This window comes from Streptomyces sp. NPDC088194, assembly GCF_040702025.1.
Classification (GTDB): domain Bacteria; phylum Actinomycetota; class Actinomycetes; order Streptomycetales; family Streptomycetaceae; genus Actinacidiphila.
In genome coordinates, this window is the sequence record NZ_JBFBIV010000035.1 from 13681 (window position 1) to 40234 (window position 26554).

General features: G+C 73.7%; 22 protein-coding genes and 1 riboswitch. Of the genes, 12 read left to right on the forward strand and 10 right to left on the reverse strand.

Annotated elements, in window-relative coordinates:
- Window positions 1-22: 22 nt before the first annotated feature.
- Window positions 23-580, forward strand: a complete 558-nt coding sequence (locus tag AB0399_RS20595; protein WP_366412310.1) for an NUDIX domain-containing protein — start codon at window positions 23-25, stop codon at window positions 578-580.
- Window positions 581-807: 227 nt separating this feature from the next.
- Here AB0399_RS20595 and AB0399_RS20600 read toward each other — a convergent pair whose 3' ends face one another.
- On the reverse strand, window positions 808-1005 hold the full coding sequence (locus AB0399_RS20600) for an antitoxin (RefSeq protein ID WP_329367883.1): 198 nt from the start codon (window positions 1003-1005) through the stop codon (window positions 808-810).
- Window positions 1006-1465: 460 nt separating this feature from the next.
- On the opposite strand from AB0399_RS20600, the gene AB0399_RS20605 reads away from it, so the two are divergent.
- The gene (locus tag AB0399_RS20605; protein ID WP_366412311.1) at window positions 1466-3136 is read left to right on the forward strand and encodes a CehA/McbA family metallohydrolase; all 1671 of its coding nucleotides are present in this window, start codon (window positions 1466-1468) and stop codon (window positions 3134-3136) included.
- A gap of 139 nt (window positions 3137-3275) precedes the next feature.
- Here AB0399_RS20605 and AB0399_RS20610 read toward each other — a convergent pair whose 3' ends face one another.
- Window positions 3276-4091, reverse strand: coding sequence for a hypothetical protein (locus AB0399_RS20610; protein WP_329367887.1), 816 nt, complete (start codon window positions 4089-4091; stop codon window positions 3276-3278).
- A gap of 121 nt (window positions 4092-4212) precedes the next feature.
- Window positions 4213-4725 carry a SigE family RNA polymerase sigma factor gene (locus tag AB0399_RS20615; protein ID WP_329367889.1) on the reverse strand — a complete coding sequence of 171 codons (513 nt, stop codon included), beginning with the start codon at window positions 4723-4725 and terminating at the stop codon, window positions 4213-4215.
- 296 nt (window positions 4726-5021) lie between these two features.
- On the opposite strand from AB0399_RS20615, the gene AB0399_RS20620 reads away from it, so the two are divergent.
- From AB0399_RS20620 to AB0399_RS20630, 3 genes are all read left to right on the forward strand, one after another.
- Window positions 5022-6137 carry an aromatic ring-hydroxylating dioxygenase subunit alpha gene (locus tag AB0399_RS20620; RefSeq protein ID WP_329367891.1) on the forward strand — a complete coding sequence of 372 codons (1116 nt, stop codon included), beginning with the start codon at window positions 5022-5024 and terminating at the stop codon, window positions 6135-6137.
- Between the two features lie 94 nt (window positions 6138-6231).
- A complete protein-coding gene (locus AB0399_RS20625) occupies window positions 6232-7143 on the forward strand; it encodes a MurR/RpiR family transcriptional regulator (protein ID WP_328465557.1) in 912 nt (303 codons plus the stop codon).
- 387 nt (window positions 7144-7530) lie between these two features.
- Window positions 7531-8976: a hypothetical protein gene (locus tag AB0399_RS20630; protein ID WP_366412312.1), complete on the forward strand. Its 1446-nt coding sequence runs from the start codon at window positions 7531-7533 to the stop codon at window positions 8974-8976.
- 76 nt (window positions 8977-9052) lie between these two features.
- Here AB0399_RS20630 and AB0399_RS20635 read toward each other — a convergent pair whose 3' ends face one another.
- From AB0399_RS20635 to AB0399_RS20650, 4 genes are all read right to left on the reverse strand, one after another.
- Window positions 9053-11383: a hypothetical protein gene (locus tag AB0399_RS20635; RefSeq protein WP_366412313.1), complete on the reverse strand. Its 2331-nt coding sequence runs from the start codon at window positions 11381-11383 to the stop codon at window positions 9053-9055.
- A gap of 299 nt (window positions 11384-11682) precedes the next feature.
- Window positions 11683-12480 carry an SAM-dependent methyltransferase gene (locus AB0399_RS20640; protein WP_366412314.1) on the reverse strand — a complete coding sequence of 266 codons (798 nt, stop codon included), beginning with the start codon at window positions 12478-12480 and terminating at the stop codon, window positions 11683-11685.
- Between the two features lie 299 nt (window positions 12481-12779).
- Window positions 12780-13676: a YhjD/YihY/BrkB family envelope integrity protein gene (locus AB0399_RS20645; protein WP_328465549.1), complete on the reverse strand. Its 897-nt coding sequence runs from the start codon at window positions 13674-13676 to the stop codon at window positions 12780-12782.
- Window positions 13677-14006: 330 nt separating this feature from the next.
- Window positions 14007-14426, reverse strand: a complete 420-nt coding sequence (locus tag AB0399_RS20650; RefSeq protein WP_329367901.1) for a hypothetical protein — start codon at window positions 14424-14426, stop codon at window positions 14007-14009.
- A 239-nt stretch (window positions 14427-14665) separates the two neighbouring features.
- On the opposite strand from AB0399_RS20650, the gene AB0399_RS20655 reads away from it, so the two are divergent.
- The 6 genes from AB0399_RS20655 (at window position 14666) to AB0399_RS20680 (ending at window position 21978) form a co-directional block, all read left to right on the forward strand.
- A complete protein-coding gene (locus tag AB0399_RS20655; RefSeq protein ID WP_366412315.1) occupies window positions 14666-15400 on the forward strand; it encodes a helix-turn-helix domain-containing protein in 735 nt (244 codons plus the stop codon).
- Window positions 15384-16337 (forward strand): MBL fold metallo-hydrolase, encoded by a 954-nt coding sequence (locus tag AB0399_RS20660; protein ID WP_366412316.1) that lies wholly within the window; start codon window positions 15384-15386, stop codon window positions 16335-16337. Before AB0399_RS20655 ends, AB0399_RS20660 begins: the two co-directional genes overlap by 17 nt.
- A 131-nt stretch (window positions 16338-16468) precedes the next feature.
- On the forward strand, window positions 16469-17005 hold the full coding sequence (locus AB0399_RS20665; protein ID WP_329367907.1) for a hypothetical protein: 537 nt from the start codon (window positions 16469-16471) through the stop codon (window positions 17003-17005).
- 378 nt (window positions 17006-17383) lie between these two features.
- Window positions 17384-18853: an FAD-linked oxidase C-terminal domain-containing protein gene (locus AB0399_RS20670; RefSeq protein WP_366412317.1), complete on the forward strand. Its 1470-nt coding sequence runs from the start codon at window positions 17384-17386 to the stop codon at window positions 18851-18853.
- A 1-nt stretch (window position 18854) separates the two neighbouring features.
- Window positions 18855-20174, forward strand: a complete 1320-nt coding sequence (locus AB0399_RS20675) for an FAD-binding oxidoreductase (protein ID WP_366412318.1) — start codon at window positions 18855-18857, stop codon at window positions 20172-20174.
- A gap of 382 nt (window positions 20175-20556) precedes the next feature.
- Window positions 20557-21978, forward strand: a complete 1422-nt coding sequence (locus tag AB0399_RS20680) for a heterodisulfide reductase-related iron-sulfur binding cluster (protein ID WP_366412319.1) — start codon at window positions 20557-20559, stop codon at window positions 21976-21978.
- Window positions 21979-21985: 7 nt separating this feature from the next.
- Here the strand turns inward: AB0399_RS20680 and AB0399_RS20685 are convergent, their stop codons facing one another.
- Window positions 21986-22612 carry an N-acetylmuramoyl-L-alanine amidase gene (locus AB0399_RS20685; RefSeq protein ID WP_366412320.1) on the reverse strand — a complete coding sequence of 209 codons (627 nt, stop codon included), beginning with the start codon at window positions 22610-22612 and terminating at the stop codon, window positions 21986-21988.
- Window positions 22613-23006: 394 nt separating this feature from the next.
- A riboswitch (cyclic di-AMP (ydaO/yuaA leader) is annotated at window positions 23007-23144 on the forward strand.
- Window positions 23145-23156: 12 nt separating this feature from the next.
- On the opposite strand from AB0399_RS20685, the gene AB0399_RS20690 reads away from it, so the two are divergent.
- Window positions 23157-24257, forward strand: coding sequence for a M23 family metallopeptidase (locus AB0399_RS20690; protein ID WP_366412321.1), 1101 nt, complete (start codon window positions 23157-23159; stop codon window positions 24255-24257).
- A 187-nt stretch (window positions 24258-24444) separates the two neighbouring features.
- Here the strand turns inward: AB0399_RS20690 and AB0399_RS20695 are convergent, their stop codons facing one another.
- Both AB0399_RS20695 and AB0399_RS20700 read right to left on the reverse strand, forming a co-directional pair.
- A complete protein-coding gene (locus AB0399_RS20695) occupies window positions 24445-25437 on the reverse strand; it encodes an MBL fold metallo-hydrolase (RefSeq protein ID WP_329367915.1) in 993 nt (330 codons plus the stop codon).
- 103 nt (window positions 25438-25540) lie between these two features.
- On the reverse strand, window positions 25541-26464 hold the full coding sequence (locus tag AB0399_RS20700) for a helix-turn-helix transcriptional regulator (RefSeq protein WP_366412322.1): 924 nt from the start codon (window positions 26462-26464) through the stop codon (window positions 25541-25543).
- Between the last annotated feature and the right edge of the window lie 90 nt (window positions 26465-26554).

The following is a 26554-nucleotide window of genomic DNA, read 5'->3' on the forward strand; positions in this document are numbered from 1 at the left end:
CCGTCACCGAAGGAGGAGCCGCATGACCATCACGGCACGGCACGTGCGCGACATGCTCACCGTCTACCTGGAGAAGCACCCTGAGGACGAAGAGGCCCTCGCGGGGCTGAACGACGTCCTGGACGAGGCCGGCGACGGGATCACCTCGCGTAAGGAGTTCCGCGGTCACGTCACCGCCGGCGCCGTCCTGCTCCGCCCCGACGGCCGGGTCCTCACCATCGAGCACCGCGCACTCCACCGCTGGCTCCTGCCCGGCGGCCACCTGGAGCCCGAGGACGACACGCTGATGCTGGCGGCACTCCGAGAGCTCACGGAGGAGACCGCGATCGGCGCGGACGACGTGACCGCCCAGTCGCCGGTGCCACTCCACATCGACGCCCACCCGATCCCCGCCAACCCCTCGAAGGGCGAACCGGACCACCGGCACTTCGACTTCCGCTTCCTGTTCACCACGACCGTCGATGACGTCGTGCTCCAGGAGGAAGAGGTGACGGGAGCGTCCTGGCAGTCCGCCGACACTCTCCCCGGCGACATCCTGCGCGCCCGCGTCACGGCCGCCGCATCCGCCGCGTCCGCGTGACACCAGGGCCTCGCCCGCTCGCGCGGCCGGGGCTCGACTCGGTGTCCAGGGCGCGGCCGGTACGGGCGCCGGGTGACGGGGAGCCCGGACGTGTCCGAGGTGGCTGCTCGGACACGTCCGGAGCGGTGTCCGCTCAGCCGGAGGGCGGGAGGGCCACGCGACGCCCGCAGCTTCCGCAGCTTCCGCGGCTGCCGCCGGTGTCGCCCGCCCGGACCCGGACTACCGGACTACTGGTGCGGCGGGTTGTCGTCCTTCCTGTCGGTCCCTCCCAGCTGATCGTTGAGCTTGTCCTGGGCGGTGTCGACCTGGCTCTGGTACTTGCCCTGGGTCTTGTCGTCGACGAAGTCCCCGGCCTTGTCGATGCCCTGGCCGGCCTGGTCCTCGTGGCCCTTCAGCATCTGCTTGAGCTTGTCCAGCATGGACATGGGCGACTCTCTCCGTTGATTCGGTCGGTTCGGTTGGTTCCGTCGGCATCGGGATCTCCGATGGCCGTGCATCGCTCCGCCACCCGGTCGGACGGCGGAGCCAGTCCAGCCAACGCCCTGATCCGGCAGGGCCCCCTCGATTGGGCAGGGCGTGGGCGGGGCGTGGGCGGGCGCGGGCGGGGCGCGGGCAGGGCGCGGCAGCCGGTGGCAGCAGCCGGGAGCGTCGCTCGGCCGTACGAGCGTCGCCCTTCACCCACCGCCGGGACGGAGGGAGGCCGATGGGGACCGGACCTGCGGGAACACCGACATCACCGGCTCGTCCGACGCTCACCTTCCACGGGCTCTTGACGGTCAGGCCATGCCCAGTCCACCCACCGTTCCCCGGCGGCGAAAAGAGTCGCGGTGGGTCCCTCCGCCGAGGGCTTCCACGTAGCAGCCATCGAATTCGTGAGGACAACCCATGTGCCTTGACGGGCATTGCGAGCACAACGTCGACCCCCTCGTCCCCGGGACCGCGGATGGCGCGGGCGCCGCGGATGCCGATGCCTCGGCCGCTCGGCTCGGACGGCGCCGCGTGCTGGCCGCCGGGATCGCCGGCGCCGCCGCCATCACCCTGGCCCCGGTCTCGTTCGCGCAGGCGGCCGACGCCGACGCCGCGGCGGGCACCTCGGCCGGCGGTACGCCTCCGGCCGGCAGCCAGGAGACCCGCGTCGTCACCGGTTTCCTGGAGACCGGCGTCGCCGACTTCGTCTACCTCCCGGTGGAGATCCCCCGCGGAGTCCAGCGGATCGACGTGTCGTACGCGTACGACAAGCCGACCGTCCCCTCGGGCGTGCCGGCCAACTCCTGCGACATCGGCATCTTCGACGAGCGCGGGATCGAGCTCGGCGGGCGCGGCTTCCGCGGCTGGTCCGGCGGGTTCCGCACGGAGTTCACGATCAGCAACAGCGACGCCACACCGGGGTACCTGCCCGGTCCGGTCGGCCGCGGCACCTGGAACATCGTGCTCGGCCCCTACCAGGTGGCGCCGCAGGGCCTGAACTACAAGGTCCGGATCACCCTCACCTACGGTGCCCCCGGCCCCGCCTTCAAGACGAACTTCCCGCCGCAGCGCGCCAAGGGCCGCGGCCGGGACTGGTACCGCGGCGACTGCCACCTGCACACCGTCTACTCCGACGGCAAGCACCTGCCGGTGGACGTCTCCGACGGCGCCCGGGCCGCGGGCCTGGACTTCATCGTCTCCACCGACCACAACACCTCGTCCTCGCACGCGGTGTGGGGGGAGTACGCCGGCCCCGACCTGCTGATCATGACCGGCGAGGAGGTCACCACCCGCAACGGGCACTGGCTGGCCCTCGGCCTGCCGGCCGGCGACTGGATCGACTGGCGCTACCGCTCCCGCGACGACGCGTTCGCCCGCTTCTCCCGCCAGGTGCACCGCGCCGGCGGACTGGTGGTGCCCGCGCACATGTACTGCGCGTACATCGCCAGCCAGTGGAAGTTCGGCTTCGACGACGCCGACGCCACCGAGGTGTGGACCGGCCCGTGGACGTACGACGACGAGCACGCGGTCAGCACGTGGGACCAGAAGCTGGGCGAGGCGGTGCGCACCGGCACCCGCTGGCTGCCCGCGATGGGCAACAGCGACGCGCACAGCGACCCCAACGTGATCGGCCTGCCGCACAACGTGGTCCACGCCGACGACCTGGCCACCGACTCGGTGCTGGCCGGCATCCGCGCGGGTCACAGCTGGATCGCGGAGTCCTCCGCCGTCAAGCTGACCTTCACCGCGAGCGGCAACGGCAAGCAGGCGGGCATCGGGGAGAAGCTGAGCGTTCCCGCGGACGCGCCCGTGGACGTCCGGCTGGACGTCGAGGGGGTGCCGGGCGGCACGGTCCGGTTCGTCACCGACGAGGGGCAGATGCACCAGGAGTCGCTGAACGCCGCGGGCACCGGCACGGTGGTGTGGCGGACGACCGCCTCACTCGCCGCGTACGTCCGCGCCGAGGTCCGCCACCCGATGGCCGACGGCACCCCGGGCCAGGGCAACACCATGGGCGACGCGCTCCTGTTCGGCCCGATGGCAGCGCTGACCAACCCCGTCTTCCTGGTGGCGAAGGGCCGCCACTGAGCGGCCGCGGCCGCACTCCCGCCGGCCTCGGGGCGCGTCGTACGCCGCCGGCGGACACCGGGGGGAGGGCCCGCCGCCTGCCTGGGCGGCGGGCCCTCGCGCACCGGGCCGCTCGGCGGCGGCGCGGCCGGGCCGTGGGCTACTTCGTCCCGGGCGGAACGGCAGCGATCACCTTGGCCCAGACAGGGGCGGTGGCGATCGCGGCGAGCCGGCTCGTGCTCAGCGGCGGTGCGGGCCGGCTGACGGGAGAGTCCTTCTCGGCCGGGGCGTTCCACTCGGTGACCGAGACCAGCGCGCCGTCCTTGCGATGGAACTCGGCCATCCACTCCCTGGTGTCGGCCCGGTGGTCGGGGTACTCGTAGCCCTTCCACACGGTGAGCGTGCCGCCGGGGACCGTGGTCTGGCGGCAGTAGTCGTGCGCGGCTCGGGCCGCCCCGCAGTCCGCCGGCGCGCCACTCCGCGCCTGGACGACGACGCTGATCTCGGCCGGGCCGTGGCCGTCGTCGAAGACCACCTGTGCGTACGGCGCGGTGTCGTCGGTGCCGCGGCCGTCCCGGCCGGAGATCTTGCCGTGCGGCAGCAGCGAGACCAGGAGGTTCTCCACTTGCCGCGCGGTGAACGACTGCGGGGCCCGCGTGGCCGCGGTCAGCTGCGCGTCGCTGGGGAACCTCGGGGCGGCGACCCCGGTCCCGTTCGCCGCGGCGTGGCCGGTGCCGTTGCCGGAGGTGGCCGCGAGCAGGCCGCCGCCTCCGGCGAGGGCCAGCACGGCCACGCCCGCGGTGACCGCGGCGGTGCGGCGGCGGCGCAGCGAGCGGCCGCGGGCGTGGCCGGCCGCCGTCAGGGCGTGGCGGTCGGCGGGCGCCAGGCCGTCGGCGATGTGGTGGAGGGCGTCCGCGAAGGCCGCGGCCTCAGCGGAGTCGGGAGTGTCGGGGGTGTCGTCGGCAGGAACGGGCATGGCGGATCACGGTCTCCTTCGGAGAGGTCGGGAACTGGCGGGTCGTGCGGTCGGGTGGGTGAGGTGGGTGAGGTGGGTGAGGCGGCTTCGCCGCGCGAAGGGGAGCCGCCGGCGGAGTGGTTCAGCCGGTGGTGAGGTCGGCGTGACTGTCGCCGAGGTGGCGGCGGAGCTGGGCGAGCGCGCGGGTGGAGCGCGTCCGCACCGCGCCGGCGCTCGCCTGCAGAACCGTGGCGGTCTCCTCGACGCTGCGGTCCTCCCAGTAGCGCAGGATGAGCACGGCCCGGTCCTTGGGCCCCAGCGCGGCCAGCGCCGCCAGCAGGACCACCCGGAGCGCGGCGTCGCCCCCGGCGTCCACGGAGACGCGATCGGGCAGCTCCGCGGCCGGACGTTCCCGGTTGCTCCGCCGCCGCTGGTGGCTGAGGAACAAGCGCACCAACGTGGTCTGGGCGTAGCCGGCCGGATTGTCGACCTCGCTCATCCGGTTCCACGCGACGTACAGGCGCCCCAACGTCTCCTGGACCAGATCCTCGGCGAGGTGCGTGTCGCCGCCGGTGAGCAGGCACGCGGATCGGAACAGGTGACCTGTCCGGGCCGCGGCGAACTCCTGATAGGCCCGTATCGCTGCAGCGCGCATTCCGATTGGCTCCTCCCGTCGGCCACACTTCAATGACGCGATGGGGGCGCGGGTACGTTACAAAGCGTTTCCCGCAGCACCTGACGGAGGGCGCCGGCAGCCGGGCAGAGGGGCCGAGCGGAGAGGCCGAGCGGGCGGCCGCACCGGCGGAGGGGGAGGGCGGCGCGGGGCCGGCCGTACGGAGGTCGAGGGACCTGCGGCGTTCGTCGAGCGGTCGTCGCGGACGGCAGATTTGACCAACTCAATACCCGACGCTGGGCGGAACGGGACCGGAGCCGCCGGGTACGTTCGATCATATGACGCTGCCGAAGGCGAAGCCCCCGTTGCGCAAATACCGCGATGTGGCCCCTGAGGGCGACGTCCCCACCACGCGGACCACCGGCATCGACCCGGACTTCTGGTACCCCCTGGCCCGGTCCCGGGACCTGAAGCCGGGCAAGACGCTGGCGGTGAAGTTCGCGGGGACGGAACTCGTGCTGGTGCGGCCGCAGAAGGGCGCGCCGTACGCCCTGGAGGACCGCTGCGCCCATCGCCAGGTGCCGTTGAGCATGGGCGTGGTGAAGGACGAGCAGTTGCAGTGCGGTTACCACTGCTGGGCGTACGACCGGACGGGCGCGTGCGTGAGCATCCCGTACCTGGACCGGAAGCGGACGCTGCCCAACGGCGTGCGCGCGTACGCCTGCCGGGAGGAGCACGGCTTCGTGTTCGTCTTCCCCGGCAACCAGGAGCTGGCCGAGGTCACCCCGGTGCCGGAGCTTCCCTACCACGGCGACCGCCGTTACAAGACACGGGTGTTGGACCGGGACATCGCCTGCCACTACTCGTTCATGCACGAGAACCTGATGGACATGAACCACCAGTTCCTGCACCGCAGCCTGATGGGCCGGATTCGGGCGAAGCTGCTGGACGTGCGCGAGGGCGAGGACTGGCTGGAGGCGGACTACTCCTTCTCCCGCACCTCGGGCAAGCAGTCGCTGGGCGAGCGGCTGATCATCGGCAGCGGCAACGACGACAAGTACGCCGACCTGATGACGATACGCACCGGCTACCCGTACCAGACGCTGCGCTACTGGACCGACGGCAAGCGCGAGGAGCCCCCGGCGCTCGACCTGTGGAACGCGTATGTGCCCACCGACCGGGCCCAGCACCACAACCACACCTTCGGCCTGATCATGGTGCAGAAGCCGCCGATCCCCGGCGTGATCCACCTGCTCTGGCCGGTCATCACGCTGTTCACGGAGGGCATCTTCGGCCAGGACCGGGTCATCGTCGAGGCCGAGCAGCGCGCCTACGAGACCCAGGGCGCCGACCTCAACAACGAGGTCTTCCCGATCATCCAGTCGCTGAAGGCCCTGCTCGCCCGCCGTGGCGTGCCGATCGCGCCGGAGGACCTGCGAGCGGATTCTGAATGATCCAATCCGCACGGGCGATGTGATTTGAATGGCGTAATCGCATGACATCATGGGCTTCCGAACGGCCGGCAGGCGTGAGCGATCGGGGAGCCGTATGGATGCCAAGGGCTTCGGCCACGGGGGCGCACGCGCGGACGTCACGGCGCTGATCCGGGCCGAGTTGCCGCACCTGACGGGCTCGTTGCGGAAGGTGGCGGAGCTGGTGCTCGCCGATCCCGCCTCCGTGATCGGCTGCTCGGCGGCCGAGTTGGGGCGGCGCACCGGCACCTCCCAGCCGACGGTGACGCGGTTCTGCCGTGCGGTGGGCCTGGATTCCTACCAGCACCTGCTGATCGAGCTGGCCCGGGAGGGTGCCCGCGGCGACGAGTCCACCTGGGGCACGTCGGAGATCGGGCCGGACATCTCCCCGGACGACGACCTGCGGCGGGTGGTCACCGTCGTCGGCCAGGCCGATCTCGGCGCGGTGCAGCGCACGTTGGACACCATCGACCTCGCGGCGGTGGAGCGCGCGGCCCAGGCGATCGCGCGGGCCCGGCGGATCGACGTGTACGGCGTCGGCGGCAGCGGAGCGGTGGCGGTGGAGACCGAACTGCGGCTGTTCGGGATCGGATGCGCGGTGCGCGGGTGGAACGAGGTGCACGCCGCCAAGACGTCGGCGGCCCTGCTCACCCCGGCCGATGTCGCGATCGGCATCTCCCACTCAGGGTCCACCCGGGAGACCATCGAGCCGTTCGAACTCGCCCGGGAGCGCGGCGCCACCACGGTGGCGATCACCGCCGACCCCAGGTCGCCGCTGGCGCGGGCGGCGGAGGTCCGGCTGATCTCCACGACCGCGGAGACCTCCTTCCGCGCCGGCAGCATCGGCGCCCGGCACTCGGTGCTGGTGCTGATCGACTGCCTGTACGTGCGGGTGGCGCAGCTGTCGTACGGCCGGGCGAGCGCGTCCATGGCGCTCACCGGGCACATCGCGGGGCAGCACGTGGTGAAGGGGCGGCGCGGGCGCTGAACTTCGCGGCGGGTGCCGAACGCTGCCGTGGGGCGCCGGACTCCGCCGTGGGCGCCGAACCCGGCCGGGGGCGCCGAACGCTGCCGTGGGGTGCCGAACGTTGCCGTGGGTGTCGAACTCCGGGCCGGGCGCTGAACCCCGCGCCGTGGAACTCTGCATGGTTCATTCATCAAGTGCGCGCACAATGGTTGATTGAACCATCATGGTCTGCCAGCATGTGTGCGTCCCGATACGGTCGCCGGCGGCCGTCGAACCGATGCGGGCGGGTCCGGGACTGTTCCCGGGCGCCCCGCCGGAGCCCCCACCCGCCGAACTCCGCACGCCGGCGCACCGATCGGACCTGAAGCCCCCCTCCTCGTTCACGCGTTCCAACGATCGGAGTAGGCCATGCCAGAGCAGAACCCCTCCATCTCCGGTACTTCGCAGCCGATGCACCGCCGAACGCTGCTGCAGGCCGCGGGCCTTGGCGCCGGCGTGCTCGCCGCGAGCGGGATGGCCGCCGGCCGGGCGGCGGCGGCCGACCCGTCGGCGGGCAACTCGCCGGCGGGCAACTCGGCTTCCGCCACGGCGAGTTCGGCCGCTACCGAACCGGCCGCCGCGAGCAGCGCCGATCTTCCGCTCACCGGCGGGCCGGACTTCCCGATCGGGCTGTTCTGGCCGCCGCACCCGTACGAGACCACGCTCGACCGCTACCAGGAGATCAGCGACGCCGGGTTCACCTTCCTGATCACCGGCAACTACCAGTTCGACCCGCAAAGCGGGGGCTACGCCCTGCAGATGGCCGACCAGGTCGGCCTGAAGGTGCTGATAGCCGGCGACCCGCGGGTCCAGGCGATCGCGCAGTACATGGCGGTCACCGACGACCGGAGCGTGCCGTCCTCCCTCACCACCGCCGACGCGACCTCATGGGTCCAGTCCGCATTGGGCAGTTACGCGAGCCACCCCTCGCTCGCGGGGTTCAACGTCTTCGACGAGCCCGCCCAGTCCAGGTTCCCCACGGTCGGGGCGCTCACCGGCATCGTGCGCAAGGTCGCGCCGGGCCTGCTGCCGTACTCCAACCTGGTGCCGGGCAACGGCCCGGGCTACGCGGCCTTCGTGCAGGCGTACATCGACACGGTCCAGCCGCCGCTGATCTCGTTCGACCGCTACCCGATCCTCGCCGACGGCATCGACCTCAACTACTTCGACAACTGGGCGATCTACCGCGAGGCGTCCCTGAAGTCCGGTCTTCCGGCCTGGACCTACATCCAGTCGGTGGGCTTCAACAACCACCGGGTGCCCACCGCCTCGCAGTTGGCCTGGCAGACCAACATCAGCCTGGCGTACGGCTGCAAGGGCATCCAGTACTTCACCTACTGGACCCCCGACCCGGCCCGCGGCGAGGGCTTCACCAAGGCGCTGATCACCCCCGACGGCAAGCAGACCCCGCTGTACGGCGCGGCCCGGAAGCTGAACCGCAACTGGCTCCAGCCGGTCGGCCGCCAACTCAAGCCGCTCGTCTCGGAGTCGGTCCAGCACGCCAACGACACCCCGCTGCCGCCCAGCGCGGTGGCCTTCGCCCCGGGCGACCACCTGACGTCGGCGACCGGGGACGCCGCCGTCATCGGGCTGTTCAGGAACCCGCAGGACGACGGCACCCGCTACCTGCTGGTCACCAACCGCAACCCCGACGCCGCCGCCTCGGTGCGCCTCGGCATCAACCGGACGAACGTCGGGGGCGTGGCGGACTTCGTGCCGGCCACCGGCCGGTACAGCGGCGCGGCCCGCCGGGCCACGCTGCACGTTCAGTTGAAGGCGGGGGCGGCCGCGCTCTACCGCTTGTCGCCGGCCTGAGCCGGCAGAGCCGAGGGCACGACGGCCCGCCCGCACACGGTGTGCGGGCGGGCCGTCGGTTCAGCGGGCCGTCGGCTCAACGGCAGACGACCGCGAAGGAGTTGTTGCCGGAGCCGGCCGCGGGACTGGTGGAGACGGTGATGCCGACGTACGGGCGGTCGGGGTCCTTGGCGACGTCCGAGAGCTTGACGGTGTAGGCGAATCCCGATGCGCCCTTGGGGAATTGCGCGGTCTGCGGAGAGACCAGATCGACCGCTCCCCGCGGTGTGCCCGTGGCGCTGCGCCACCAGGTGGCCCGCACGGTGCCCGCGCTGCCGTCGTAGCGGACGCGGATCGTGGCGTTCGCCGTGTCCGTACGACCGCCGGCGTCGCACTGGACACCCGTGATGGCCACGGAAGCGACGTGCGGTGCGTGCGGCTTCGGCGGAGGGGCCGCGTGGGTGGCCGGCGGGTGGCTCGGCGCGGTGGGCGTGGTGGCCGCGGTCGTCGGCGGGGTGGACGGGGCGGCGGGCGCCGAAGTGGGCGTCGAGGGAGGGGTGCTGGCCGTGGGCGAGGCGGTGGTGGCGTCCGCCGAGGGCGAGGTGGTGGTGGGCGGCGGCGTCGTGGCGGAGGAACGCGGAACCGTGGCGGTCGGCGTCGTGTCCGCGGCGGCGGCGTCGTGCTTGCCGCCGATCACCACGGCGGTGGCGGTGATGGCACCCGCGACGATCACCGCGGCCACCGCGATGAGGAGCGCCTTGGTGCGGCGGCCGAGGCGGCGGTCGTCGCCGTCGTCGGTGCCGCGGCCGGGGGCCTCGGTACGGCCGATGCCCAGGCCGCCGATGCCCGCGCCGGTGGCGGTGCCTGCGGTGCCGGCGGCGTCGGGGTGCGCCGGGCCCCCGGTCGGGATCGGCGCGGGGGCGGGGAGCGGTAGGGGTACGGCTCCCTGCACCGGCTCCGCCGCCTCCACCGTTTCCACCTGGGACGTCAACACGCCTACCAGCGAGGCGAGTTCCTGCCTGCCCCGCTCCTCCCACGCCTCGCCGTAGGCCGCCACGGCGACCGCTTCGAGTTCGACCGCGAAGTCGATGGCGCTCTGCGGGCGTTCGGCCGGGTCGGTGGCCAAACCCCTGGCGAGCAGGGGCTGTACGGGCGCGGCCGGGACGTCGGCCTCGGAGTCGGCGCCGGACGCGTGCGGGGGCTCGCCGGTGAGGCATGCGCGGCAGGCGGCCGTTGCCGTGTGGAGGTCGGCCGCGACATCGACGGGCGCGACGTCAACGGGCTCGCCGGGCGTACCGGGTGCCGCGCTGGGCGTGCCGCCGAGGTCGACGAGGTCGACGAGGGACGGGGTGCCCGCGGCGGTGACGAGCAGGTGCGCGGGGTCGCAGGCGGCGCCGCCCGCGATTCCCGTCTCGTGGGCGGCGGACAGCCCGAGCAGCGTGCCCTTGAGGACGGTCAGCGCCGCCTCGGGGGTGGTCGCGCCGTTCTCCCTCAGGAGGGCGGCCAGGACGGCGCCCTCGACCGGCTCGCGGACGATCGCGGCGTGCGGGCCGTCCTCGACGTACGCGTACAGCCGCGCGACGTAAGGCGATTCGAGCGTGCCGAGCCGCTCGGCCTCGGCGCGCAGAGTGGCGCGGAAGGACTGGTCCTCGGCGAGAGCCGGTGCCAGGTAGGTGATCGCGACCGGGACGCCGTCGGCCTCGCGGGTCGCCCGCACCACCTCGCTGGAAGGGCCGGCGCCGGGCACCGACTCGTGGGCGTAGCCCGGCACTTGCCAGGGGGCTGCCGTGGGGGCGTCCACGGGGACGGGCGGCTGCGCGGGCGGCTGTGCGGGTGGCTGTGCGGTGGTGGCCGCCTCGGGGGCGGCGACGGGAGCCTCGGGCGCCGCGTCGGACTTCGGGGCGGGTGTGGACCGCGGCGAGGCGGTGGCCTTCGCGCCCTTGGTCGCGCCCGCCGCTGCCGTCTTCTTCGCCGGGGCCGACTTCCTTGCCCGCGCCGCGGGTTGGGCCGGTGGCGTCGCCCGGGCGGGTGCCGGCTTGCGTCCCCGCGCGGCGGGTTGGGCCGGTGCCGCCTTCGTACGCGATGCACCCGCGTCGGTGGGAGCCGTCCGCGACTCCGTCTCGGCCGGTGCGCTGTCGCCGTCCGCCACTTCGCCTGCGGGGTCGGCCGGTTCGGGAGATGCGGTGCCGTCGGAAGGCGCGCTCGGCGCCGCCGGTGCGCCCTTCGCGGCAGCCGGTTCGGCCGAGGGCTTCCCGGGGGCCTTCCTCGCCGCCGGCTTCGGGGCGGTCTTCCGGGCGGGACGGCGTGCCCCGGCGGGCTTCTGCGGTCCGGGGCCTGCCCCGGCCGGCTGCTGCGGTCCGGCCGGTTCGCCGGCCCCGCCGGGTATGCCCGTACCCGCGTCCGCGCCCGTGTCCTCGTGGTCGTCCACCTGAAACCGCCCCTCGCGCTGCCCCTTGTGGAGGAGTTGCCGCTCGCAACCCCTCGACGCCCTGATCCGTCGTCGGATTCCGCCGGCAGCCGGGCCGATCTGCCGGGGCTCACGGCACCCGTGCGGGCGCATCTCCCGCGAGAGAGGCCGGCGTCGGGAAACCGGGCAGGACCCGGGAAGCGCCCGGGGACCGGTGAGGAGGGGCCGTGAGGCTCAAGAGGGTACTGCCCCCGGCGACATGCCGGTGACCGGGTAGGCCGCGCGACCCGTGCGGAGGGAGGAAGGAGAGGAGCGTGGGGTCAGCTGTTCTTGTGGGCCACGCCGCCGTAGATGCCGATCTCGCCGGCGCTGCGCGGCGGCTTGGAGTCCGGCCGCCAGAACGGGACTTGCACCAGACCCGGCTCGACCAGCTCGAAGCCCTCGAAGAGGTGCTCGACCTCGGCGCGGGTGCGGAGGTTCATGCTCGCGGTGGCGGTTCGGTAGGCGTCCTGCGCGTCGCTACGGTCGTTGAAGTCGCTGGTGGCGTGGGACAGCACCAGGTAGCTGCCGGCCGGGAGCGCGTCGCGCAGGGTGGCGACGACCTGCGCGGGCTGCTCGGCGTCGGTGAGGAAGTGCAGGATCGCGACGAGGAGCAGGGCGACCGGCTGGTCGAAGTCGATGACCCGGTGGACGTCGGGGTGGTCCAGGATCGCCCGCGGGTCGCGCAGGTCCGCGAGCACGATGCTGGTCGTGCCGGCGCCGCTCATCAGCGTGCTGGCATGGGTGTTCACGATCGGGTCGTTGTCCACGTACGCGATGCGCACGTCGGGGGCGACCTCCTGGGCGACCTCGTGGACGTTCGGCGAGGTGGGCAGCCCGGTGCCGATGTCGAGGATCTGCCGGACGCCGGCGCCGACCACGTGCCGGACGGCGCGCTGGAGGAACAGGCGGTTGGACTGGACGCCGATCCGCGCCTCGGGCGCCACGTCGATGAGCTGGTCGCCGGCCTCGCGGTCCACCTCGTAGTTGTCCTTGCCGCCCAGCAGGTAGTCGTAGATCCGCGCGGGATGCGGCCTGCTGGTGTCGATCTCCTCGGCACGGAAGCCGTTCTGCGTCACGCTGCGCTCCTCTCTCCGTGACGGGCCCGTCCGCCTCGCCCCCGAACGCCCGACGGGTGACAGCGTCTCACGTCAACAGTCCTGCCTACGAACGGAGTTCCGCATCCTGGCCTGCGTGATCACGCCGTACGGGGCCGGTGGCGGCGCAGCGTCGGCGGTCCGGCGCGGAGCGTAGGGGAGGGTGGGGGAGGACGCGGGACCGGGACCGTACGGGAGGGGTCCGGCGCCGTGGGCAACGGCCGCAGGGCATGGGCACCTTGGGCGCGAGCGAGGCCGACCGGGCGGCGCCGCGGGCGCGTTCAGTCGATCGCGCCGCCCGCGCCGTCGGAGCGCCAGGGCAGCGCGGGGATGGTCGCCTCGGGCACTTCGAACCAGCCCTCGGGCTGCGGCGGACGCGGTATCTCGCCGCCCCGGCGCAGGGTGCGGCCGTCGCGGACGTGGCGGCCGACGAGCGCGCCGCCGAAGACCACGAAGCCGACGCCGACCAGCCAGGTCACCACGGTCAGCACGCTGCCCACCGGGCCGTAGGTGACCGCGTTGGAGACGACGAGCGGGGCGAAGAACAGGTGCGAGAAGATCCGCAGGCCGGCGAGGCCGAGCATGGTGAGCACCGCGCCGGGCAGCGCGGTGCGCACCCGGACGGAGCCGTAGAGCAGGAAGTTCTGGCCCCAGGCGAAGAAGAGCACGCCGAGCACGAAGGTGAGGACGGCGCGCGCGACGCTCGGCATCAGGCCGCTGCCCAGGACCGCCGCGCTCTGCGACTCGCAGAACAGGTAGGCGGTCAGCACCGCGAGCCACACCGCGCGGCGCCAGTCGCGGTGCCACGGTCCGGACGGCAGGTCCCAGATCTTGCGGTAGCCGGTCTCGACGCTCGCCACGAACGACAGCCCGAAGTACGCCGCCGAGGCCAGGCTCCACGCGCCGGTCGCGCTCAGGATGTGGTTGGGCGCCGCGAACATGCTGCGCATGCTCTGCGCGCCATGCGCGTTGAGGCCCATGCCGTCGATGACCCACTGCGCGAAGCCGGGCCGGTTCTCCCAGGGAGTGGCGGCGGCGACCACGACGAGCAGCGGCATCAGCGTGACGAAGCCGAGCGCGGCGAAGCCCATCGAACGGTGCATCAGCTCGATGTGCGCCGCCTGCTTCGACAAGCGTCCGAGCGCGGACCGCTTCCAGGCGTCCGTCAGTCCTGCCATGGCGTCACCTTCCCGCAGCGTTAAGGCTTGTGGATACCTGGCGAAGTGCCTCACGCGCAACTCGGCTCCCGCGACGTACGGTTCGCGGCTCCCCGTTCCCGCGCGGGCCTGGTGGCGTGGCGGGCGAAGCGCGTACGTGCGTGCGTTACGGGTGGCGGTGGCGGTGGTGGTGGCGGTGGTACGGCAACGGGCGCGGGAGCTCGCGCGGGACGGCGCGGGCGGGGATGCGGTCAGGGGTGCGGGCGTGGCCGGTTGCCGGTGGTCGTTGGCCGGGGGGCCGGTGGTCGTTGGCCGTTCGGCGGTCGGCGGTTGCTGGGTTGGCGCGGGCGGTCAGCTCTTGCAGACGGTCAGTTTGAGTGCCGCGTCGATCGCCGCGCCCTGCGCGTCGGTCAGCGGGTGGCCGGGGCTGCCGAACCGCTCGGCGGCCAGGTGGTCGGCGGTCTGCGGGTCGCCGTTGATCTCGGTGCACTGGGTGCGGCCCTGGTCGATCACCTGGTTGGGGTCGGCCGCCAGCGACGGGTCGATCGCCTTCAGAGCGGCCAGGTAGGTCTGCCGGTTCACACCGCTCGGCGCCGGGGGGCGGGGCACGGCCGCGCCGGTGCTCGGGCCGGCCGAACCCGTCGTGGTCGGCGCCGCGGTGGTGGCCTTGTCGGACGCGTTCTTGTCGTCGCTGCTGGACGAGCACGCGGTCGCGCAGAACGTGGCGAGTGCGGCGGCGGCCACGGCCGCGGCGGCGATTCGGGTACGCATGCCGTCACCTTGCCGCACCTGGGGGCGCGTGCCCGTCGCTGTGACCGTGCTGTGACAGCTTCTCCGCACCTCCTCCCACCGGTGTGGGTCGGCTTGGGGCTGCTGGGCCGGATCGGTCCGGCGCCGTCCGGCTTGGTCCGGGGCGGTCCGGGGCGGTCGGGCGGGTCCGGCTTGGGCCGATCGGAGGAGATGCCAAAGAAAGCGTTGACAGTGGCGAATGTCAAAGTACCCTTTGGGGTATGAAGCTCAATGATCCCAAGGCGATGCGGGCGCTGGCGCATCCGCTGCGGCTGGATCTGCTGGAAGTGCTGTCGATGGTGGAGTCGGCGACGGCGGCCTGGTGCGGGCGGGCGCTGGGCGTGCCGCAGGCCAACTGCTCGTTCCACCTGCGTCAGCTCGGCAAGTACGGCTTCGTGGAGGAGGCGGAGCCGGGGGAGGACCGGCGGGAGCGGAGGTGGCGGCTGGTCGAGGGGAGCAGGGAGATGCGGGTCGATGTGGCCGGGGCGGACACGGCCGCGGCGGAGGCGATCGGACGACGGTTGGAACGGACGGTGGTGGAGCGGGAGATGGCGGCGATCCTCCGGTACGCGGAGCGCCGGAGCGAGGAGAGCCCGCAGTGGCGGGGGAAGGCCGGCGTGGTGAGTGGGCTCGCGGTCGTCTCCGCGGACGACATGCCGGAGATAGAGCGGAAGTGGCAGGAGCTGCTGCGGCCCTACCTCGCGCGGGCGGAGGCGCGCGGGGAGCCGGGGGTCGAGGTCGGCGACGCGGCGGCGGGCGGGGCGTCGTCGGAGCGACGGCTCGTGCGGTACTTCATGGCCGCGACTCCGGTCGGGGCCTTGGACGGGATGACGGGTGATCCGGTCGAGGGCGTGCCCGAGGGGGCGTCCGAGGGCCGGGGCGGGGATTCGGCCGCCGCTTCCGCGGCGGCGCGGGCGTACATGACGGGAGGGGACAGCGATGGCCACGACAGGTGACACCGACATCGACTTCGAGACCGCCGCACCGGTGGCCGGCTCGTTCGACGTGGACTGGATACATGGGGTGCGCACCCGATGGCAGCGGGAACCGCGTATCCAGGTGCACCGGTACGACGAGCACACGCTGGTGCTGCGGCAGAGCAAGGCGGTGAACTACGAGGCACCCTTCGTCTTCCTCCTCTTCGGCAACGAGCGGGCGCTGCTGCTGGACTCCGGCGCCACCGCGGACCCGGAGCTGTTCCCGCTGCGCGCGACCGTGGACGGGCTGATCGACGAGTGGCTGGCCGCGCACCCGCGCGAGGGGTACGAACTGGTGGTGGCGCACACCCATGCGCACGGCGACCATGTGGCCGGGGACTCCCAGTTCGCCGACCGCCCGGCGACCAGGGTGGTGCCGAAGGAGGCGGACGCGGTACGGGACTTCTTCGGCTTCGCAGAGAGCTGGCCCACCGGGCAGGTCGGCTTCGACCTGGGCGGCCGCGTGCTCGACGTGCTGGGCACGCCCGGCCACCACGAGTCGTCCGTCACCTTCCACGACCGCTGGACCGGCATCCTGTTCACCGGTGACACGGTTCTCCCGGGCCGGCTCTATGTCGCCGACTTCCCGGCCTTCCTCGCGACGGTGCGGCGGATGGTGGAGTTCGCCCAGGCGCGTCGGATCAGCCATGTGGTGGGCTGCCACGTCGAGATGAAGCGCCGACCCGGCCGCGACTACCCGCTCGGCGCCACCTTCCAGCCGGATGAGCGGGCCCTCGCGATGACCGTCGGGCAACTCGTCGCGGTGCGCGACGCGGCCGTCTCCGTCGCCGACCGGCCCGGCGTGCACCGGTTCGACGACTTCGTGATCTACCACGAGCCCGGCAAGCGCGAGACCCGCAGGCTGCTCGCCCGCGCTCGGCTCCGCAAGGCGCTGGCCGCACCGCTGCGCGGCTGATCGACGGCGGGACCAGCGGGAGCTGCCGTGCCCGTTATCAGGTCTTGACGGACCGGATGCCTTCCCGGGGCTCCCGGAAACCGGAACGGCGGCGTTACGGTGTGCCCCTCGCGTCCCGATCTGGGGGAAACATGCGCATCCGCACCACCTTCCGCACCACCGGTACCAGCGCTGCCGTGGCGGTGATCGCCGCCTGCGTGCTGCTCACGGGGTGCTCGTCGGGTGGTAGCGGGGGAAGCGCGGCGGCGACGTCGCAGCAGCCGGTCGCGGTCGGGCTGACGTCGGCGGAGCAGGTCGCGTCGACGCTGGAGCAGAGCGTGTCCACCATGACGACGACGGTCGTGTACACGGCGGCGACCGACCCGGACCACCTGCTCGGCAAGACGCACGGCTACCTGTCCAAGGTGGCGTTCTCCGACTCTCGGGTCCAGCCCGCCGACGTCGAGGGCACCAAGTCCGACGCGATCGTGCGCGGCGGCAGCGTCGAGACGTTCGCGACCTCCGCGCAGGCGCACGCCCGCGCCAAGGCGATCGAGACCGGCGCGCAGGGCTCCGCGAGCGCCGGCGAGTACCACTATTACGTCGGCACCTCGCTGGTCCGCGTCTCCCAAGTGCTCACCCCCGCCCAGGCGCAGGACTACGAGCTGGCGGCCCAGAGCCTGAACTGACCTCTGCCGCAGCCGCTTTCACGGAGGCGCCGCGGGGACGCCGCCAGGGGCAGGGCGCTGCCGGGGGCGGAGCGCGGCCGGGGGCGGGGCGCGGTCGCGGTCACGGACGCGGGCCCCCTCGGGTACGGCCGGCCCTCGCACCGTACGAACGGCCCGTTCCGCCGCGGTCGCCCCCGCGCAGCGCGGCCGGTCACGCCCGCCGGACAGGCGCCGCCGCTCGGGTGCGAGCGGTGGGTCCGCGGGCGCGGTGGTCTTGACATGCCGACGACGGCACGCGCATCGTTTCCACCATTCGATAGGAACCTACCGACTGGTGGAATCCGTGTCGTCAACTCGCTGGACCGTCCACGCCGCCCTCCCGCACCCGGCGGGCGCATCGTGAGCGCCGCGCGGGCGAGCGGGCTCGCCGGCCGGCTCCGGGCCGCCGTCGGCGCCGCGAAGGTGCTGACCGACCCCGCCCAACTGCGCACCTACGAATGCGACGGGCTGGCCACCGTACGGGTCCGTCCCTCGGTCGTGGTGCTCGCCGAGCGGCGCGAGGACGTCGTCGCGACGGTACGGCTGTGCGCCGAGGCGGGCGTGCCGTTCGTCGCACGCGGCTCGGGCACCGGGCTGTCCGGCGGCGCGGTGCCGGTGGCCGACGGCGTCCTCATCGTGCTCTCCCGGCTGCGGGCCGTACGCTCCGTCGACCCCGACAACGCCCGGGTGGTGGTCGAACCCGGCGTGATCAACCTGTGGGTGACCCGCGAGGCCGCGCCGTACGGCCAGGCGTACGCGCCCGATCCGTCCTCCCAGCAGGTCTGCTCGATCGGCGGCAACGTCGCGGAGAACGCCGGCGGCGCGCACTGCCTGAAGTACGGCTTCACCGTCAACCACGTCATGGGCGCCGAAGTGGTGCTGCCCGACGGGGAGGTGGTGCACCTCGGCGGCACCGCCCCCGAGCACCCCGGCTTCGATCTGCTGGGCGCCTTCGTCGGCAGCGAGGGCACCCTCGGTATCGCGACCGAGGTCACCGTCCGCACCATCCAGGCGCCGGAGTCGGTCCAGACCATGCTGGTCGGCTTCCACAGCGTCGCGGACGCGGCCGGCACCGTCAGCGACATCATCGCCGGGGGCATCCTGCCGGCGGCCGTGGAGATGATGGACGCCCTCGCGATCGAGGCCGCCGAGGCGGCGGTGCGCTGCGGATATCCGCGCGGCGCGGTCGCCGTCCTCGTCATCGAACTCGACGGCCCCCGGGTGGAGGTGGACGAGCAGTTCCGCCAGGTCGAACGGATCGCCACCGCCCGGCACGCCTTCGAGACCCGCATCGCCCGGGACGCGGAGGAACGCGCGCTGATGTGGAAGGGCCGCAAGTCCGCGTTCGCCGCGGTCGGCCGGATCAGTCCCGCGTACTACGTGCAGGACGGCGTGATCCCGCGCACCAAGCTCCCCGAGGTCCTCGACGAGGTGGGGAGGTTGGCGGACGCGGCGGGCATCCGCGTGGCGAACGTCTTCCACGCCGGCGACGGGAACCTGCACCCGCTGATCCTCTTCGACGACAAGGTCGAGGGCGCCGCACACGCCGCCGAGCAGCTGGGGTTCGCCATCCTCGACCTGTGCGTGGCCTCCGGCGGGTCGATCACCGGCGAGCACGGTGTCGGGGTGGAGAAGAAGTCCAAGATGACCGCGCAGTTCAGCGCGGACGACCTCGACACCATGCACCGGCTGCGCTGCGCCTTCGACCCGGCCGGGCTGGCCAACCCCGGCAAGCAGTTCCCCACCCCGCGGCTGTGCGGGGAACGACCGGGGGTACGGACGGCGGCCGAGGACGAGGGCCGTGACGCGGCACTGGGCGAGGTGTTCTGAGGTGAGCGGGGCCGATTCCGCTGCGGGTGAGCAGTTTTCGGGTGAGCCGAGTTCGGCCGGGGCGGGTTCGGGCGAGCGGAGTTCGGGTGAGCCGGGGTCGGGTGGGTCGGGTTCGGGCGAGCGGAGTTCGGGTGAGCCGGGCTCGTGGGACCCGGGTTCCGCCGCGCCTGCCCCGACCCAGCCCGGCGCGGCCCGGCCTGCCTCGACCCAGCCCGGCTCGGTCGGTGAGCTGGCCGACCTGCTGCGGTCCACCACCGGCACGCTCGTCCCCGTCGGCGCCGGCACCAAGGTTGGCTGGGCCGCGCCCGCCACCTCCTGCGACCTGCTGCTGCGCACCACCGCGCTGGACCGGATCACCGAGTACGCCCCCGGGGACCTGGTGGTCGTCGCGGAGGCGGGCGTACCGCTGGCCGCCTTGCAACGCCAACTCGCCGCGCACGGGCAGATGCTGGCCCTCGACCCGCCGGAGGAGGGCGCGACGCTGGGCGGCGTCGTGGCCGCCAACGCCTCCGGGCCGCGCCGGCTGCGCTACGGCACCGTGCGCGACCTGCTGATCGGCGTCACCGTGGTGCTCGCCGACGGAACCGTCGCCCGCTCCGGCGGAAAAGTGGTCAAGAACGTCGCCGGCTACGACCTCGGCAAGCTCCACACCGGTGCCCACGGCGGCCTCGGCGTCATCGCCTCCACCACCTGGCGGCTGCACCCGCTGCCGCCGGCCGCCGCGACGGTCACCGCGCGGGTGGACGGCAGCGCGCGGGCCGGCCGGCTCGCCGCCCTCGTCGCCCGCTCCACCCTCACCCCGACCGCCCTCGAACTGCGCTGGCGGCGCGGCACGTCGGCCACCACCGGCGAACTCGTGGCCCTCTTCGAGAGCATCCCGGCCTCGGTCCACGACCAGGCGACCCGGTGCGCGGAACTGCTGGCCGGCGAAGCCGGCGGCCTGGCCGTGGAGGTCGGCGACGCCCCGCCCGCGTGGTTCGGCACACGGCCGGCCGGACCGCTGGTGCTGCGGCTGGCGTTCGCGCCCGCCGCCCTCCCGCACGTGCTCGACGCGCTGCCACCGGGCGCGTCCGGCACGGCTTCGGCCGCGGTGGGCGTGGCGTACGCGGCTGTGCCCGCCGCAACCGACCTCGCCGCCTTGCGCGCCGCCCTCGCCCCCTACGACGGCTCGGCCGTGGTGCTCGCCGCCGACCCCGCCCTCCGCCCGGCGCTCGACCACTGGGGCCCGCCCGGCGACGCCTTCACCCTGATGACCCGCGTCAAGGACCGCTTCGACCCCGCCCGGCGCCTGTCCCCGGGGCGCCTTCTGGGAGGACTCTGATGACCCCCGCCTCGCGCTCCACCCTCCCGCATCACCCCCAACCGCCCGCGATGCGGCCGACTTCTCCCTGCCCACCACCCGGCGCACGAGACGTCACGGACCGGGTGACGGCGGGGCCCGCCGCAGCAGAGCCGGTGCCGGCAGAGCCGGTGAACTCGCCGTGGAACGCGGCGGGGCCGTTGCCGGGAGGACCGCGATGACCGCCACCCCGCCGCCCGGGAACCCGGACTCCGCGCAGCCCGGTCCGCCGCAGCCGGACGCCCCCCAACCTGAAGCGCCGCGGCCCGCCTCCCCGCCACCCGCCTCCCCGCCACCCGTCCCCCCGGCACCGCTCGGAGCCACCGTCGCGGCCAGCGCTGACGCGGCGACGGTCGGCCTCGGCATGCCCGGATTCGGGCTGCCCGGGGGCGCGTTCGACGGGTGCGACCCGCCGGACGCCGCACTCGCCGGCGACTGCGTGCACTGCGGCTTCTGCCTGCCGACCTGCCCCACCTACGTGCTGTGGGGCGAGGAGATGGACAGCCCGCGCGGCCGGATCGACCTCATCAAGGGCGGCCTGGAGGGCGACCTGCTCGACGCGACCGCCGTGCACCACCTCGACCAGTGCCTGGGCTGCATGGCGTGCATGACCGCGTGCCCGTCGGGGGTGCAGTACGACAAGCTGATCGAGGCCACCCGGGGGCAACTGGAGCGCCGTACGACCCGCCCACGCCGGGAGCGGCTGATCCGCGCACTCGTCTACGGCCTCTTCCCCTACCCCCGCCGGCTGCGCGCCCTGCGCGGCCCCCTGCGCGCCTACCAGTCCTCGGGGCTGCGCGGCCTGCTCGCCCGGGTCGGGCTGCTGCGCCGACTCCCATCGGTGCTGCGGGCGATGGAGGCGCTGGCACCGAGACTGGGACCGGCGCCCGCGCTGTCCGAGCGGACGCCGGCGACCGGCACCCGCCGACGTACGGTCGGCCTGCTCACCGGCTGCGTCCAGGGCACCTTCTTCCCCGACGTGAACGCCGCCACCGTGAGGGTGCTGACCGCCGAGGGCTGCGAGGTGGTGGCGCCGCGCCGGCAGGGCTGCTGCGGGGCGCTGTCCGCACACGCCGGGCGGCTCCCGGAGGCGGTGCGGTTCGCCCGGCACGTCATCGAGACCTTCGAGGCAGCGGACGTGGACGCCGTGGTGGTCAACGCGGCCGGCTGCGGCTCCCAGCTCAAGGAGTACGGCCACCTGCTGCGCGACGAGGGCGGCGACTGGCCGGCGCGGGCCGAGGCGCTGGCGGCCAGGGTCCGCGACATCACCGAACTCCTCGACGAGATCGGCCCGCTCGCCCCGCGCCACCCGCTGCCGCTCACCGTCGCCTACCAGGACGCCTGCCACCTCGCGCACGCCCAGTCCGTCCGCGACCAGCCGCGCCGGCTGCTGCGCGGGGTGCCCGGCGTGCAGCTGCGCGAGCTGCCCGAGCCGGAGATCTGCTGCGGCAGCGCGGGGACGTACAACCTCCTGCACCCCGAACCGGCCCGGGAACTGGGCGAGCGCAAGGCACGCGCGGTGCTGTCCACCGGCGCCCGGCTGATGGTCACCGCCAACCCGGGCTGCTGGATGCAGGTGGCCGGCACCCTCGCGGGGATGGGCGAGCGGATGCCGGTCGCCCACACCGTGCAGGTGCTGGACGCGGCGATCCGCGGCATCCCCGCCGAACGCCTCCTCGCCGACGCCCTCGACGGCCCCGGCACTCCGCTGCCCGCGCCGCGCCGGCCCCGGCCGAGGGCCGAGGCAGAGGCCGAGGCCGAGGCCGAGGCGGAAGCAGAGGGCTGAGTGGCGGTCAGCCGCCGTTGACCAGGCGGATGTAGCGCACCCAGTCCCAGTTCGGGCCCGGGTCGGTGTGGTCGGTGCCCGGCACCTCGACATGGCCGATGATGTGCTGACGGTCCTTCGGGATGCCGTACTTGTCGCAGATCTCGGTGGTGAGGGCGGCGGAGGAGTGGTACATCGCGTCGGTGAACCAGGACGCGTCGTCGACCCAGCCCTCGTGCTCGATGCCGATGCTGCGGGTGTTGTAGTCCCAGTTGCCGGCGTGCCAGGCCACGTCATGCTCGCGGACGCACTGGTCGATGGCGCCGTCGGCCGAGCGCACCACGTAGTGCGCCGTGGCGGCGTGGGCGGGGTCCTGGAAGAGGGTGATGGTGTCGGCGAAGGTCTCCTGGGTGACGTGGATGACGACCATGTCGATCGCGTAGGTGGAAGGGCGGTTGGACGCCGTGTAGTTGGCGGTGCTGGCCGGAGCCCAGGTGGCGCCGGGGTAGTCGACGGCGGCGGCCGCCGCGGCACGGCCGCTGCCGGTCCACAGCTCGCCGGCGAACGCGGCGCCCGCGGCGGCGCCCAGCGCGAGGCCGCCGCGCAGCAAGGACCGTCGGGTGTGGGGGAGTCGGGGGCTGCTGGGGCGTTCCATGGCGGGCTCCCTGAGAGGTCGCGAGGTGGTCGGGTCCATGACAAGAACATCGGGCTCGCCCATCGTGGGGCCCGGGTCCTTGGCCTGCCAAGCGGTTCGCGCAATGGCAGAGGTCCACGCCATTGGCGGACCTGCCGCACGGCCCCGCGCAGCCGCCTGCGCGCCGAGTTCGCCCACTCACGCAAAGTAATCACACTGGTCCCCGTTCGGATAACGACTGATGCACGCTCACATCACCGCCCGGCCACATCGCCTGACCGATTTGCCTACTCTGCCTATACCCTGCGCATTTTGTTCCCATGCCCAACTCTCCGATTCGGCTTGGAAAACGCCTCCGGCTCTATTAACGTTCGATAACGCAGCGCGGTCGTCACCGCCGCCGCCAGGACGGCGGACCGCGCGCTTGCCGAATCCCGTCCGCGGGAACCGGGGACCCGTGAAAATGGGGTGAATCGGGCAGCAGTCAGGCCCGTAGGAGACCTTCTTCCTCCGAACCCGTCAGCTAACCCGGTAGGCGAGAGGGAAGGAAAGGAGAGCGCCCGTCGTGGCGTCCGACCAGCTTGCCTACGCCCCCGCCCGGCCTGACGGCGACATCGCCGGCCAGGAGCGGGAAGACTTCCGACTTCCGCGTCAGCGGGCCAACGCCCTTGCCGCCACCGGCGCTTCCGGCGTCCCGGCTCCCGCGTTCGCCGCGTTCGCCGGTGCCGGAGCGGCGGGCCTGGCCCCCGCGCCGGCCGTCGAGCCCGCCGGGCGCCCCGCGCCGTACCCCCTGCCGGACGCCGGACCCGGTGGCGCCGCGCTCGCCGGCCTGCCGACGTACGACCCGACGGCGCTGACCGTGCCCGCGGCCCCGGCGCCGGCTTCCGCACCGGCCCCCGCTCCGGCCGAGCCGATCGCCCCCGCTCCCGCGCAGGCCGAGGCAACGACCCTGCTGCCGCAGCCCGTTGCCGAACCCGAGATCGCCGACACCACCGAGACCGGCCGGACCGGCGAGGCCGGGACCGCCCCCGCCGACCCCGGCGAGGCGCTGTGCGCCCGCATCCTCGGCCAGGTCGCCGCCCAGCGCGAGGCCACCGCCCGCGCCGAGCGCGAGGCGGTCGAGAAGGCCGCGGCCGAGCAGGCCGCCCGCGAGGCCGCCGAGCGCAAGGTGCGCGAGCAGGTCGCCGCGGCGAAGGCCGCAGCCGAGGAGAAGGCCCGCGAGGAAGCCGCCGCGGCGGCCCGCGCCGAGGCCGAGCGCCTCGCCCGGCTGGCCGCCTCCTACATCAAGCCGGTCGCCTGCGCCGCGCTCGGCGCGGGTTTCGGCGAGACCGACCCCTGGGCCAACCTGCACAACGGGCAGGACTTCACCGCGCCGACCGGCACCCCCGTGCACGCCGTGCACGGCGGCACCGTCACCTCCGCGGGCTGGGCCGGCAGCGACGGCTACCGGGTCGTCCTCACCCTCGACGACGGCACCGAGTTGAGGTACTGCCACCTGTCGACCATGGTCGTCACCGACGGCCGGGTCACCACCGGCGACACGATCGGCCGGGTCGGCGCGACCGGCAACGTGCCCGCGCCGCACCTCCACTTGGAGGTCCGCCCCGACGGCGGCGCCCCCGTGGACCCGCTGCCCTGGCTGCGCGCCCACGACGTCACCGTCTAGCGAGCCGCCCGCGTCGAGCGGGCGAGCGGAACCCGGCGGCCCCGCGTTCCTTCCGTATGACCGGCCCCACCGCCCCGGCGGCCCTGGCGACCACCCCCCCGGCGCCGGGGCCGTCGGCTTTGGCGGCGCGGCCCGGGCCCGGCCCGGAGCGTTCCCCGCGCCCCTGACCGGGGCGCGGGGAAGTCCTTCACAGGGCAGGCGACTTGGCGGTCCGAGGAGCCGGTGCCGCGTGCCGGGCGGCGAGGTCGACCAGGGAGATCATGTCGACCGGGGACGTGTCGGCGTCCAGGACGCGGTACTCGAGCGCGGTGAGGATGGCGAGCCGCTCGGTGAGCCCCCAGCGGGGGTTGGTCTCGGCGGCGATCAGCTCGGCGGCGGCCTGGGCGAGCGGATGGCCGGCCGCGTGGGAGGCGTGGATACGGTCGCGGACCCGGAGCAGGTACTCCGCGTTGGCGGCCACGTCCGCGGGCGTCATGACGGGACCGTGCCCGGGCACGATGATGCGCGGTTCGCACGCCAGCACCCGCTGGACCGCCCGGTGGATCTCGTCGAGCGGCCCGGCCCAGTGCACCGGGTGGTCCTCGCAGAAGATGACGTCGCCGGAGCAGACCACGCCCTCGCCGGGCAGGTTGACGATCAGGTCGCCGGCCGTGTGCGCGGGACCGACCTCGATCAACTCGACGGCCACACCGCCGACTTCGAGGTCGAGCCGGCCGTTGAAGGTGCGGGTCGGCGGCACGGCCTCGCTCACCCCGAAGTCGCCGTAGCGGCTGAAGTGCCGGTGGAGGTACGCGCCGAGCGGCGTGTCCGGGTCGCTCTCCGCCACCAGGCGCGCGAGTTGGGCCGGACTCGGCTCCTTGCACAGGTGCTCGCTGTTGGCGTCGGTGCTGACCACCTCCGCACCGGCCGCCGTGAACACCCCGTTGCCGTACGAATGGTCGCCGTTGCCATGGGTGTTGACGACCGTGGTGATGGCGACGCCCGGCGGGAGTACCTCGGCGGTGAGGTTCAGGAGGTGCCGCGTCAGGTCCGTGGTGTAGGGGGTGTCGACCAGGAGCGCGCTGTCCTGGTCGGTGATCAGGATGCAGTTGGCCAGGCCCCAGGTGTCGTGGCCGTCGGGCAGCCATGCGTGGACCGCGGGCGTCAACGCCCTCAGGCTGCGCGGTGGTTCGATGCTCATGTCGTCCCAGTCTGCTGATGTCGTGGCGGAAGGCAATCGCGGGGATGGTCGTCGCCGGGTACGGAGCCGCGCCCGGGCGCAGGCTCAACCTACGGAACCAGGCTCAACCTACGTAAGCGGGACCAGGATCGGAACCAGGACCTGCGGAGCGGTCTGGACCGGAGTCAGGACCCGTGTCGAGGTCCACCGGACCCGTCGTCGCGGGAGCGTGCATCGGCTCCTGCGGCCCCGGCTGCTCGCCCCGGTCGAAGAGCACGAACATCAGCCGTCCGCCCGGCACGCCGAACGGTCCGGCCGCGCACATCGTCGCCCAGCCCGGGCCGAGTTCGGGGTGCAGCAGCGGCCGCGCCCCCTCCGCACGCGGCTGGAGGTACTCCGTGGTCGGGGCGTCGTAGCACGGTCCCACCACCGGGTCGCGCCGGATGTCGGCGATCAGCCGTTGGAGCGTCTTGTCGTTGGGGCGGGCGGTGGCCGCCGCTCGTAACTGCGGCACGAGCAGCGGCAGCCAGCTGTTCGCCCAGTCGGCGAGGGTGACCCGGGCCGCCGGGGCGAGCAGCATCCACCGCATCACGTTGCCCGGCACGCCGTGCGGCGTGAACAGCCGGGCGAACGCGGAGTTGTACGCGACCAGGTCCCATGCCGCGTCGCTGACGTACGCGATGTCCCGGCTGCCGGCCAGCACCCGCCGCCACGGCCGGGGGACGGAACGGCCGACCTGCGGATCGAGCGGGAAGGCGGGCGGGGTGCCGGTGGCGTACAACACCAGCGACTCCCACTCCTGTTCGGTCAGGCACAGTATCCGGGCGATCGGTTCGAGGATCTCGGTGTCGATGACCGCGAGCCGGCCGCGCTCGACATAGCCGTACTTGTGCTCGGGCCAGCCGAGCAGCCGCGTCATGTGCTCGTGGGTCAGGCCCTCGACCTTGCGGCCGCGCGGTTCGGCGCGGGGCGCCAGCCCGAGCGCGGCCGGGTCCTGACGGGCGCGGGCACGGGCGAGCAGGTTCCGCATGGCCTGACGGTCGTTCAACGACACTTCCCTCTCGAAGAGTTCGGTCCGACCGCCGCGGCGCTCGGGCCGTCCCGGTCGGCCCGCGCTCCGGCCGGGCGGCAGGCGGCC